A 12,419-nucleotide genomic window follows, 5' to 3' on the forward strand; every position below is an offset into this window, starting at 1 on the left:
AGGGCTTTCCCGTCTATCCTGTCAGAATAGAACCTCCATTCTGACTCGATTGAGGGCTTTCCCGTCCATCCTGTCATAATAGGACCTCCATTCTGACTCGATTGAGGGATTTTTCCGCTCATCCTGTCAGAATCAGCACCGGATTCATTCTCGAATGCGTTCAAGTTTTTCCTTTCCCAGCTAAAAAAAGATGCTGCATTCTGCAGCATCTTTTTTATAATTGACTTTCATATGCTTCTTGAAACTTTTGAATATCCCCAGCCCCCATAAAAATGAGTACGCTGTTTTCGTGCACTTTTAAAACTGCTGTTTCATCTTCACTTAAAATATCAGCGCCAGGAATTTTTTCTTTTAAGTCTGTGATTGATAATTTCCCGTGATTTTCGCGTGCTGAACCAAAAATTTCGCATAAGTATACCTTGTCTGCCTTCATTAAACTCTCCGCAAAGTCATCCAAGAACGTCTGCGTCCTTGTAAATGTATGCGGCTGGAAGACACAAATAATTTCGCGGTCTGGGTATTTTTGCCTTGCCGCTTCAACGGTAGCTCTAATTTCAGTTGGATGATGTGCATAATCATCAATAATAACCTGAGAACCCATTTTCTTTTCAGAGAATCTTCTCTTTACACCCTCAAAGGATTTCAGATATTCTTGTACGATTTGTGAATCGATTCCTTCATACTGGCAAAGGGCAATTACCGCTAGGGAGTTTAAGATATTATGGTCTCCGAATGACGGTATGGAGAAGGTTTGAAAAAATGTATTTCGGACAAAAACATCAAAGGTCGTGCCTGTTGTTGATTTAACAATATTCCTTGCCTGAAAATCATTGTCTTCACCAAATCCGTAAAAAACAACAGGAACCTTTGCCTGTATCTTTTGCAAATGTTCATCATCGCCGCAGGCAAATATCCCTTTATTCACTTGCCAGGCCATTTCCTGAAATGCGGAACAAACATCGTCAATATTAGCAAAATAATCTGGATGATCAAAATCAATATTCGTCATAATCGCGTAATCAGGAAAGTACGATAAAAAGTGTCTTCTGTACTCACAAGCTTCAAAAATGAAGTATTCTGCGTTTTCGTCTCCTTTTCCCGTTCCATCGCCAATAAGGAATGATGTTGGCTTCGCCCCCTGCATAACATGAGCGAGCAAGCCGGTAGTAGACGTTTTCCCATGCGCGCCAGTAACAGCCACGCTCGTAAATTTTTGCATAAATTCGCCCAAAAAACGGTGGTAACGAATGACCGGGAGGCCCAGATTCATGGCTTCCTGTATTTCTTCATGAGAATCCGGAAATGCATTGCCGGCAATAATTGTCATTCCAGGCTGTATATTTTCCTTTTGAAAGGGAAGGATCTTTATTCCTGATTGTTCAAGGGCCTTTTGTGTAAAAAAGCGCTTCTCGACGTCGGAGCCTTGGACTTGGTATTTCATATCATGAAGAATTTGCGCCAAGGCACTCATTCCAGACCCTTTAATACCCACGAAATGGTAAATAGTCATATAAAGAACCTCCAACCATCGTATATATGTAAAACAGTATATGACATTTATCTTGGATTGCGCATATCCATTATGGATCTCAATAGAAATCATTCATGCGCCAATCCAAGACTCTATTTTACTTTTGACTAATAATTTCTATACCGAGTAATTCATCACATTAAAATATTATAGCATTATTTACTTTTATAGCCTATGTTTTCATTACTCTTATTATTTTAAATACACAAGCAAAGAATACCACGGATTATTTATCACGTCATACCGGGCAGTAAGATCCTCACCTTAAGATTCTAAGTAATATGATAGACAAGCACGAAGGATCAGCTGCCCGTAAAGACCTGATAAGTGCTACTAACCATCTGTGGGGGATGAAGCCCCCCCACAGATGGAAGTCTACTTTATTGTACTGCTGTCATGAAGCGATTCAAGGTCTGCGCTTGTAATAAGAACTTCCCTCGGCTTGCTTCCGCGGTTGCCTGAAATAAATCCCTGCTGCTCCATCATATCTATTAATCTTGCAGCACGGTTATAACCAATTTTAAATCTTCTCTGCAAACTTGAGGTCGATGCTGCTTCCTGATCGACGACATACTCACATGCCTCATAAAAAAGTTCATCCTCTTCTTCAATAACCTGAGCCTTTTTCAGCAGCTCTTCCTGCTCAAATAGATATTCTGGGGCTTTTTCCTTGCGAACATGTGAAACAACATCATCAATTTCCTCATCCGATACAAAAGTTCCCTGCAGGCGTACAGGCTTAGAAGACCCGTTTTCTAAAAACAGCATATCTCCTCGGCCAAGGAGCTTCTCAGCCCCGCTAATATCAATAATGGTTCTTGAGTCAACCTGTGAAGAAACGGAAAAAGCAATCCGGGTCGGAATATTGGCCTTAATTAAGCCCGTAATTACATCAACGGATGGCCTTTGGGTAGCCACAATTAAATGAATGCCGCAAGCCCTTGCCTTTTGAGCAATACGGCAAATAGCTTCCTCAACATCAGCCGGCGACATCATCATTAAATCAGCAAGCTCATCAATGACAATAACTAAATATGGAAGCTTATCTGAATAACGTTTTTCCTCCATCACATGCTCATTAAAGCGCTTGATGTCCCTTACCCCTGTATGAGCAAAAAGTTCATATCGGTGTTCCATTTCCTCAACTGCCCACTTTAAGGCAGCTGTAGCTGCTTTCACGTCAGTAATGACAGGGCTGACAAGATGCGGAATCCGATTATATGGAGCTAATTCCACCATTTTTGGATCTATTAGCATGAGTTTTAAGTCATCAGGATGTGCCTTATATAACAGACTCACCAGAATGGAATTAATGCAGACACTTTTTCCTGAACCCGTGGCCCCGGCAATTAAACCATGCGGCATTTTGCCGAGATCAGTTACAATCGGACTTCCGGCAATATCCAGACCAAGAACTGCTGTCAACGGTGATGAACAATTTTTAAACTCCTGGCTATTGATAATTTCGCTTATATAAACCGGACGGCTTTTCTGGTTAGGCACTTCAATGCCAATCGTATGCTTTCCTGGTATCGGTGCTTCCATACGAATATCCTTTGCAGCAAGGCTTAATTTGATGTCATCTGTAAGGTTTGTAATTTTATTAACCTTTACCCCGGGCTCAGGCTGAACTTCAAATCTTGTTACTGAAGGGCCTTGTGTCACATTCACAACCTTTGCTCTTACATTAAAGTTTTTTAAGGTTGAGTTTAAAAGCTGCTCCTGTTCTTCAATCCAATCAGAAGATTTTTCCTGGAAAATTGGCGGAGAAAGCAGCTCTGCCCCAGGAAATTGATAATCCATCAGCACATCAATTATTGATGTAGGCACCTCAGTGTTTAGGGTCTGGGTTTCATTTTCGATTGGAGCAGCCGGCTTTTCTTCCTGTATTGTGTGGGTATTCTCTTTTTCAACGATTGGATTAGCATGCTGCATCACTGGAGTTTCCCGTTTTCCAATAAATGGACTCATGACTTCGGCAAGCTTTTGCTTATCCTGTTTGAGCATAACTACATTAAAAGGAATATGCTTTCTTTGAGTTTCAACAGGCTTTGGCTCCCCTTCTTCCGGGATTGTTAGTTCAGATGATTCCTCATGAATCTCTGGTTCAAGCTCTTGCATCTCTAGTGCAGGTTCTTGAATTACTGGTGCAGATTCCTGATCCTTCAGGGCATGCTCTTGAATATCTGATCGTGTTCCCTGATCCTCCAGGGGATGCTCTTGAACCTCCAATGCTGGCTCCTGATCCTCTAGTGCAGCTTCTTGGTGCTCAGGTGCAGCTTCTTCCTCCTCAGGTGTAAGCTCTTGAACCTCTGGCGAAGATTCCTGATCCTCCGGTGCATACACTTCAACCTCTGAAGCTGGCTCTTGCTCATCTTCGAGTACAGGCTCTCGAATCTCTGAAGCCGGCTCTTGCTCATCTTTGGGTGCAGGCTCTCGAACCTCTGCTTCAGGTCCTTGATCCTGAACCCTTGACATGGGTTCAGGATCAGCTAAGTCAGCCTGAACCCACAGGGATTCCTCTTCCATTGTCAAAATATGCTCAATTGCTGCAGCCTGCTGTTCAAAAACATCCCGATGTTCAGTCCGTTTCTTGCTCTCAAGTTCAAATTCTATTGGCTGCTCTTGTCTGCTTTCTACTGTCCTATTTAATTTAGGGCGCCCAAATCCATAAATGGGTGAAGGAATTTCCGTTGGACGGAATGGGGTGTTATTTTCCTTCACAATCTTCTTTGATGCCGGTTTCGTATTTTCAACACTTTTATTTTTTGATGTAGGCACAGGCTCAACCTTTTTCTCTACATCTGCCTGTTTAACCTTATATTCCTTGTACTCTTTCGGAGCTTGACGATTTCTATTTCTAGGCGCGGGGGTTTCCCCATCTGGAATCAGCGGAAAGCGAAATTGGCCCTTTGGGTATTGGTAAATAACCTTTGCATTCATTTCCTTTCCCGGATCCGCTTGATTCATTTTCCGAGAGGCAATATCCTCTTCCCATTCAAATGAATCTTGATGAAGCGGCTGCCCGCTGTCACTCTCCTCTTCCTTGCTTTTTAGCAATTGAAATAATTTTTTTATCCAGCTCACTTTACCAACTCTTTCTTTCATTCTATCTATCTTATTTTAGCAGTATTTCGCGAAATTTGGAGAAAAAATCAGAGAATGGGTATATAGGTAAAATAATCATTCAAAGATAATAAAAAAGGACCACAATATATGGTCCATAGGTGTCAGGGAAATCTTACTTTTTTTTGCGATTACCTGCAAGAATGAAAATTGGTTCCAATTGCCCATCTTCGTATAAGAAAGATAATACAGTTATTGGCACACGGCCATTCGCAAAAAAGCTCATGTTCATTTCAGCAAGAATATCATAGCCTGTCTCATTCCTGATATCAGCTATTATCAGGACATCCTGATGTGGAACAGCGACCGCCATTGTTCCTTTAATTTCTTCTTTTTTTCTTTTAAGAAAAGCATCATTCAAGATCCGGCTTGCATCGTAACCGTCATTTTTATTTAAGAAATAAAAAGTGTTTCCTGCAACGGTATCTTTTTTCATCTCAGTAGATAACGACCTGACATTAAATAATGCAATTTCCTTTATTCTTTCTGGCTGCCAGCCTTCCTTATCCATTAATCTGCTATCGATCAGCCGGTATGTTGTCCCCTGGTCCAATGCATAGTAGATTCTTGTTTCGGCAGTATGCTCGTCCGTTAAAAACGGGACATTTTCCTCAGACTCCTGCGGAAATGAGGTGGACCGGATAACAGGAAAGATATTTTTCTCATGTCCAGAAAGCTGTAACGGGACCTCACCGTCCATCGCCTTTAGTCCCTCTTCAACATAATAAACGACTTCATCAATTGCCTTTTCCTGCTGCAGTTCCCATTTGGCAACAATGCCAGGAAGGGAGATGGTAATGCCTTTTCCAGACTGTTTATTCTCAATACGAAGCTCATCCTTTTTACTGTCAAAAGAGAACTTTCGATTACCATTATCTAAGCGCTTTTGAATTTCCGCTTTCATTTTTTTGCTGTCCATATTCATGCAAATAACCCTCCTTTAAGGAGTATTTCCTATCCATTCTACACTAAAAACCCTCCATCTTAAAGGATGAAGGGTTTTAATCTTGATTGCAATGAAGAGCGCTTCGATCCAATCAACAGCTTCTATTTAGTAAGTGTTGCAATAAAGCTCTCAATTTCTTCCTGTGTTTTCCGATCTTTGCTGACAAAACGGCCTAGCTCATTTCCATCCTGAAAAGCGATAAAGCTTGGAATACCAAAAATATCAAGCTGGCTGCATAGATCAATAAATTGATCACGGTCAACATAAACAAAATTATAATCTTTATATTTTTCTTCAACCTCTGGCATAAAAGGTTCAATAAACCGGCAATCTGGGCACCAATCAGCAGAAAACAGAAAAATATGTTTTCCATTGCCCCTTAATTCATTAAATTGTTCCATTGATTGCAGCTTTTCCAAAATTGCAGCCCCCCGTCTTGAATTTCTATTTTTGCTTGTATTTGTAGAATAGCAGACTTATGGCCATACTGCCAACAAACTGCACTGGGTCAAGCTTTTATTTGCCTGGAGTTTTTTCCGCTAGTATTTTTCATCTCACTTCTTATATAGCTTATAAATTCATCTGCTTTCTTTTCTGGAGCTTTCGTCATTAAACTAACGAAAATAAAAAGAATGGTTGATAAAGCAATTCCCCATAATCCTGATGCTAGGCCGAATGGCTTTAATTTTGCAAACTCTAAAATTATTACAACTAAACCGCTGACAACCACACTGGTTATGACACCGGCAGCTGTTCCTCTCTTCCAAAAGAAAGCCCCAATAATAGCGGGAACAGCAACAAGCAATCCAGCTGAAGATGCCACAGATAAGACCGCAATGAGATTAGCATTGATTTGAGCGAACAGAAACGCCAATATAGCAATAACCGGTATGACAATTTTCCCTATTTGAAGCTGCTTCATTTCGCTTGCCTCTTTTTTCATATTCCCGTAAACATCTCTTGCGATAAGAGAAGACAATGTAAGCAGGATCGAATCAATCGTGGACACCGCTGCAGCCAAAATTCCCACCATAACAATCACTCCAAGGATAGGCGGAACTAAATCCGATGACAAAACCTTCGGAGTGGCAAGATCGGCATTTTCTAAATCCGGGAACATAATGGATGCTGAAAAACCCCAAACGATTGAAACAATTGTATAAATAAACCCAAAGATTAAAAAGCCCATCAGCATTGTCCTCAAACTTTTTAAGGAGGATGGCATGAATAATCTCTGGCTAACCTGCGGATTAGACAAACTGAAGAAAAACCATGGGATGGTTAATCCTAAAAAGGTTAAAAAGCTAAAAAAGCCATTGCCTGGGACAGTTAGACTTTCTGGCTGTTTGGCTGCAAGGGTTTGAAAAAATTGCCCAAATCCTCCCAGCCCATTAATGATTAAAAGGACAACGATCGTTGCAGTAATAATCATAAATAATGCTTGTAATGAGTCCGTCCAGGCCACCGATCGTATCCCTGCAATATAAGAAAAAACGATGGCAAGGATCGTTGAAATAATGACACCTGTTGTAAATGAAATCGCATTATTTGTCATTCCAGATAAAAGATATCCTACCCCAGCAAGCTGTACGGCGCTATAGGGAATCAGGAAAAGGCAGCTGAAAATCGATACAACCGCCGCAACTTTTTTATTATCATAGCGGTCGCCAAGCATCTCAGAAGGTGATACATAGCCATATTTTTTCCCAGCCAGCCAGAACCTTGGACCAAAGAATGCTACCAATGACACACCCATAAAATAAATAATTTCAAATCCGTAGGCTCCAATACCGCCTTTATAGGTTAATCCAGCGAGACCGACCAGCATAAAGGCACTGTAGGTTGTTGCACTATAGCTTAAGGCTGAAACAAATCCATTTAATTTTCTGTCTCCAAGAAAATAGCTTTCCATACTTGTTTGTTTCCCGCTCCTGGATAAAAAAGCTATAATTAAAGAAATAATGATATAAATGACAATAGTCCACCAAACCATGTTTGTGCTCAACGCTACTCACCCCAATTCCTTGTAAAAAGATAATTAATAACAATGATGGCTAATGCTAGTAACGACCACAGCAAAAAGCTTCCATACCAATGGGGCGTTTCAGTGAAAACAGTATATGGCAAAAGATAGCCTAGCAAAACAATAAACAGAATAAGCAAACCCCATTTTATTTCACGTGAGTCCATAAAGATATCACCTCTAGTAAAAGTATTAGTCCAAACTCTGTTCTTTAACCACGCCCTTAATTATACGCGCTTAATTACATATGTAAAGACACCTGTTAAAATAAAAAAAAAGATCCCGCTGCTAATTTCACAGGGGATCCTCACTGTAATTATTTCATTTTTACTGATCTAACCATTTCAATCATGGCTGCTGCTTCTGCAGATAAGTTTTTAGTCTTTACTTGTGTTGTCATTTTTACTCCGCCGACTCCAACTGTCAATTCATGCATGTTGTCATCTGTATTCTTGACCAGCAGGAATGCAAAGCTTCCATTTTCTTCAAATGTTTCATTGTAATTAAATTCACTTTGTTTTATTGTTGCATTATATACTACTTTACTGTCAGGGTTTTCATGCTGATTATAGAAAAGGATATATGTTTTCGAACCATTTTTCAAAATAATATTATTTGGTTCTTCCTCTTTCACTTCATATCCAAAAGGAAGATAGTATTCAATATCCTCATTTTGCTCGTTGGCTTTTTTTATGCCACTTTTTAATCCTTCACTGACAGCGTCTTTGGCACCGTTTTGTTCTTCCTTTACAGAAGCGGAACAAGCACTTAGCAGCATTAATGCCATAGTGAAAAGCAGTGCAGCTTTTAAAAAACGTTTCACACCCTATTCCTCCTCCCCGAAAGGGTTTTCACGTTTTCTATCATACGCTTCATCAAATAGTCTGACAACCTTTAGCACTTTATCAAGCTCTGGAAAAATATACATGTCTGCTGATTCCTAAGACAAAACGATAAAAAATAAAAGCTGCTGCCTTATTCAGGAGGTGTCTCCATCTTTTTTCTGTATTCATATTGGCCAAGCAAAAGCTTTGTGACATGCGTGAACATTTCTGCCCGGCTTATCTGGCCGTCAGTAAAAATTCCGATCGCCCCTTCTTTCTTCCTTACATCATCCTTGTGTGTGAAGCTTTCCATAACAGGACCCAGCTCATTTCCGGCACGCAGTCTCTCTGCAACTTCTGCAGGGAGCGGTATTCTTGCACCGCCGGCAATAATAGGCGGTTTCCCAGATTCCGCGAGAGCTCCCCAGTTGCAAAGGAATAGACCAAATTCTGTTTCCTGGACGCCTCCCTCTAAGCCAATCCCAATTTCTCCTTCGGCTTCCTGCAAAGCGGTAACTGCCCGATTGATAGCACCCTTGATTGTTTCTTCATCTGAAAAAGGCTGTTCACTCACTCCAGATGCGACATTATAGGGGATAACCTCAGCATTATAAGGCTGAAAAACAGCTTCAACGGCTTTTATTTTAGCTGGGTTCTTTGATCCAATGATGATTTCCATGGTAAAAAGTCCTTTCTAAATTTGTTTTGACGCACGAGAAAAAGGCAACTATAAGCTGCCTTTAAAAATTAGCTATTTCGTCGAATAGAATCAACTGTTGTACGGTCACAAGATTTAACAAGCTTAACTAATAACTCTTTTGCTGCCGCATAATCATCCACATGAATAATAGAAGCATGTGTATGAATATAGCGTGAACAAATTCCAATAACCGCACTTGGGACCCCTTCATTGGATAAATGAACACGTCCGGCATCCGTTCCTCCCTGAGAAACAAAATACTGATATGGGATATTATTTGATTCTGCTGTATCCAGGACAAATTCTCTCATTCCGCGGTGTGTTACCATGGAACGGTCAAATATCCGCAGAAGCGTCCCCTTCCCTAACTGGCCAAATTCATTTTTATCCCCAGTCATATCATTTGCAGGGCTTGCATCTAAAGCAAAGAATAAATCTGGATTAATCATATTCGATGCAGTCTGGGCACCGCGAAGGCCTACTTCTTCCTGTACGGTTGCACCTGAGTATAGAATATTTGGCAGTTTTTCATCCTTAATCTCCTGGAGGAGTTCAATTGCAAGGCCGCAGCCATAACGATTATCCCAAGCTTTCGCCAATATTTTCTTTTCATTCGCCATAGGTGTAAATGGACAGATAGGGATAATTTGCTGACCTGGTTTAATACCGATGGTTTTCGCATCCTCCCTGTCATCTGCGCCAATATCAATGAGCATATTAGATATTTCCATTGGCTTGCTGCGCTTTTCTTCGTTTAAAAGATGTGGAGGAATAGAGCCAATCACCCCAATGATCGGTCCATTGTCTGTGATAATTTGAACCCTTTGTGCCAGAAGAACCTGACTCCACCAGCCCCCTAATGTCTGAAAGCGAATCATTCCATTGTCCGTAATCGACGTTACCATAAAGCCAACCTCATCCATGTGGCCGGCAACCATGATAGTCGGTCCGTTATCTGTTCCCTTTTTTACGCCAAAAATACTTCCTAGTTTATCCTGGACGATTTCATCTGCATACTTTGATAACTCTTCACGCATAAAATTACGCACGAAATGCTCGTTTCCTGATGCACCTGGCAGTTCGGTTAATGTTTTAAAAAGCTGCAAAGTTTTCTCGTTCATGTTTAAACTCCTTTTTTATAGAGACATTATGTATATAATTATTTTACTTAACTTTCACAAGTCTTACCACTCTTTCGGTTTTATCCTGGCTTTAACTCTGGTAAGATGAAAGAGTAGAAATAATAAAAATATTATCTTGAATATGTTATTTCTTTTATATTTTTTCCACTGGGGGAGTGTTTATGAACTGGAAATCGTTTTTATTAGGTGCAGGAGTTGGTATAGCAGGAGGATATGCGGTTAGAGAACTCCTCACGCAAAAGGCAGCAGTAACTCCTGAAAAAGCCTTAGCAAATGCAAAGGCAGCTTTTATGGCTGACGGACAAATCAGCGGATCCTGGATTCAAATGAAGCCTGAGCCATATCAAAATGATCAACTTCATTACAACGTGTATCGCGGGGGAATTTCCAGAAAAGAAGGCGACGAAATCGTTCAATATGAATTTGTCGCAGATAAAGACACTGGCACTATTTTAGACGCAAAGAAATTGTCGTAAAAAAAGGACAGGCCCTATGTCTTCCAAGACAAAGGACCTGCCTTTATTGCTTCATATTAAAGAAAGTATAATCTCTCAACTTTGGTAATTATCCAGCTCCAGGCGCCAGCGGTTAATGTACTTCGCTAAACGGGCGCCTTGCGCTTTTAGATTGAAAATCCGCCGAGCTTTGTTTCTAAATATTCTTCAATTCCCTCTCTGCCGCCTTCTCTTCCAAGTCCGCTTTCATTCATTCCGCCAAATGGCGCTGCTGCTGATGTAGGGTTAATATCATTGATTCCTATAATGCCAAAATTTAAATCTTCAAATGCTTTCATTGCCTTTGATAGATTGTTTGTATATACATAGGCTGCTAGGCCGTAATTTGTATCATTGGCCATCTCGATGACTTCTTCGTCTGTATCAAAAATAATAATCGGTGCAACCGGACCAAATGTTTCTTCTCTAAATATCTTCATATCTTTATTAACTCCGGATAAAACAGTCGGAGCATAATAATTTCCTTTGTCTAGTCCATTTTCCACTAGTCTGTTTCCGCCAGATTCTATGGCTGCACCCTTTTCAACAGCGTCCTTTACTTGTTCATCAACTTTTGCCACTGCAGCTTCATTGACAAGCGGGCCTATGCTGATTCCATCTTCCAGTCCGTTGCCGGCTCTCATTTTTGCCACTCGTTCAATCAATGTTTTGGTAAAGGTTTCAGCAATGGACCGCTGAACAAAAATTCGGTTTGGACTGATGCATGCCTGTCCCGTATTTAGGAACTTCACTAATGATACACCTTTTGCTGCATGGACTGGATCCGCATCATCATAAACGATAAATGGTGCGTGTCCTCCCAATTCCATAGAAATCCTTTTCACATTTCTGGCAGCCTTTTCAGCCAATAGCTTTCCAACCTCAGTGGATCCTGTAAAAGTAATCTTCTTTACAGATTTATTTGTTAATAATTCATCGCCAATTTCTTCTGGATTACTTGAACTGATTAAATTGATGACTCCGTTAGGAATTCCTGCATCAGCCAGTACCTTAAACACTTCAGCTGCGCAAAGAGGAGTTTCTTCAGCTGGCTTTAAAACAACCGTACATCCTGCAGCAAGGGCAGGAGCCAGCTTTCTGGTAATCATAGAAACAGGGTAATTCCATGGTGTAATGGCACCTACCACTCCAACAGGCTGGCGGAGTGCTAAAAATCTTTGATCCTTTCTTGACGACGGAATAATCTCTCCATATACCCTTTTGGCCTCTTCGGCATACCATAAAAGGAAATCTGCCCCGTATTGAACTTCATTGCGGGCGGCCTTTAGCGGTTTCCCCTGTTCGATGGTCATTAAACGGGCTAGCTCCTCTTTTCTTTCCATCATAATGTTATAGGCTTTATATAGGTAGCCAGAACGTTCATAAGCTGTTAGTTTGGACCAGCTTTTAAAACTGCTGGCAGCAGCCTCAATGGCTCTTTTTGCATCATTTCGTGTCCCATCTGCTACTGTTTTGATTTCTTCTCCATTTGCAGGATTATAGACCGGAAAAGAACGATGTGTTTCAGATTCAACCCATTCCCCATTAATGTAAAGCACAGTATTTCCTCCTTTATTTTGCATAGCTTTTAGGTGTTTAAAGTCATATTATTTTTCTATATTAATAGAAAGAG

Annotated in this window: 10 protein-coding genes and 1 pseudogene; 1 reads left to right on the top strand and 10 read right to left on the bottom strand. The window is 40.7% G+C overall.

What is annotated here, in order from left to right; all coding sequences use genetic code 11:
- Nucleotides 1-214: 214 nt before the first annotated feature.
- The 9 genes and pseudogenes from murC to AC1Q59_RS16880 form a co-directional block, all read right to left on the bottom strand.
- On the bottom strand, nt 215-1,510 hold the full coding sequence (gene murC / locus AC1Q59_RS16840) for a UDP-N-acetylmuramate--L-alanine ligase (protein WP_492367008.1): 1,296 nt from the start codon (nt 1,508-1,510) through the stop codon (nt 215-217).
- Between the two features lie 396 nt (nt 1,511-1,906).
- Nucleotides 1,907-4,501 (bottom strand): DNA translocase FtsK, encoded by a 2,595-nt coding sequence (locus AC1Q59_RS16845; RefSeq protein WP_492367085.1) that lies wholly within the window; start codon nt 4,499-4,501, stop codon nt 1,907-1,909.
- 271 nt (nt 4,502-4,772) lie between these two features.
- Nucleotides 4,773-5,582 carry a DUF1444 domain-containing protein gene (locus tag AC1Q59_RS16850; protein WP_492367009.1) on the bottom strand — a complete coding sequence of 270 codons (810 nt, stop codon included), beginning with the start codon at nt 5,580-5,582 and terminating at the stop codon, nt 4,773-4,775.
- A 122-nt stretch (nt 5,583-5,704) separates the two neighbouring features.
- Nucleotides 5,705-6,049 (bottom strand): annotated as a pseudogene (locus AC1Q59_RS16855) (thioredoxin family protein); the annotation flags it as partial.
- 62 nt (nt 6,050-6,111) lie between these two features.
- The gene (locus AC1Q59_RS16860) at nt 6,112-7,608 is read right to left on the bottom strand and encodes a sodium:solute symporter family protein (protein WP_492367010.1); all 1,497 of its coding nucleotides are present in this window, start codon (nt 7,606-7,608) and stop codon (nt 6,112-6,114) included.
- A gap of 2 nt (nt 7,609-7,610) precedes the next feature.
- Nucleotides 7,611-7,793 (bottom strand): hypothetical protein, encoded by a 183-nt coding sequence (locus AC1Q59_RS16865; protein ID WP_492367011.1) that lies wholly within the window; start codon nt 7,791-7,793, stop codon nt 7,611-7,613.
- Between the two features lie 149 nt (nt 7,794-7,942).
- Nucleotides 7,943-8,449 carry a hypothetical protein gene (locus AC1Q59_RS16870; RefSeq protein ID WP_492367012.1) on the bottom strand — a complete coding sequence of 169 codons (507 nt, stop codon included), beginning with the start codon at nt 8,447-8,449 and terminating at the stop codon, nt 7,943-7,945.
- Between the two features lie 152 nt (nt 8,450-8,601).
- Complete coding sequence (locus tag AC1Q59_RS16875) at nt 8,602-9,129, bottom strand: DUF84 family protein (protein ID WP_492367013.1); 528 nt, start codon at nt 9,127-9,129, stop codon at nt 8,602-8,604.
- Nucleotides 9,130-9,197: 68 nt separating this feature from the next.
- On the bottom strand, nt 9,198-10,271 hold the full coding sequence (locus AC1Q59_RS16880; protein WP_492367014.1) for a M42 family metallopeptidase: 1,074 nt from the start codon (nt 10,269-10,271) through the stop codon (nt 9,198-9,200).
- Between the two features lie 182 nt (nt 10,272-10,453).
- Here AC1Q59_RS16880 and AC1Q59_RS16885 point away from each other — a divergent pair, with 182 nt between their 5' ends.
- Nucleotides 10,454-10,768 carry a PepSY domain-containing protein gene (locus AC1Q59_RS16885; RefSeq protein WP_492367015.1) on the top strand — a complete coding sequence of 105 codons (315 nt, stop codon included), beginning with the start codon at nt 10,454-10,456 and terminating at the stop codon, nt 10,766-10,768.
- A 146-nt stretch (nt 10,769-10,914) separates the two neighbouring features.
- Here the strand turns inward: AC1Q59_RS16885 and AC1Q59_RS16890 are convergent, their stop codons facing one another.
- Nucleotides 10,915-12,345, bottom strand: a complete 1,431-nt coding sequence (locus tag AC1Q59_RS16890) for an NAD-dependent succinate-semialdehyde dehydrogenase (RefSeq protein ID WP_492367016.1) — start codon at nt 12,343-12,345, stop codon at nt 10,915-10,917.
- Nucleotides 12,346-12,419: the final 74 nt, after the last annotated feature.

It is taken from the genome of Cytobacillus sp. MT66 (assembly GCF_058792595.1).

Bases quoted from the DNA above. Each gene is read 5' to 3' on its own strand.
- AC1Q59_RS16865 (WP_492367011.1), bottom strand. From the start codon at position 7,793: ATGGACTCACGTGAAATAAAATGGGGTTTGCTTATTCTGTTTATTGTT.
- AC1Q59_RS16885 (WP_492367015.1), top strand. From the start codon at position 10,454: ATGAACTGGAAATCGTTTTTATTAGGTGCAGGAGTTGGTATAGCAGGA.
- AC1Q59_RS16845 (WP_492367085.1), bottom strand. From the start codon at position 4,501: ATGAATCAAGCGGATCCGGGAAAGGAAATGAATGCAAAGGTTATTTAC.
- murC (WP_492367008.1), bottom strand. From the start codon at position 1,510: ATGACTATTTACCATTTCGTGGGTATTAAAGGGTCTGGAATGAGTGCC.
- AC1Q59_RS16875 (WP_492367013.1), bottom strand. From the start codon at position 9,129: ATGGAAATCATCATTGGATCAAAGAACCCAGCTAAAATAAAAGCCGTT.
- AC1Q59_RS16850 (WP_492367009.1), bottom strand. From the start codon at position 5,582: ATGAATATGGACAGCAAAAAAATGAAAGCGGAAATTCAAAAGCGCTTA.
- AC1Q59_RS16880 (WP_492367014.1), bottom strand. From the start codon at position 10,271: ATGAACGAGAAAACTTTGCAGCTTTTTAAAACATTAACCGAACTGCCA.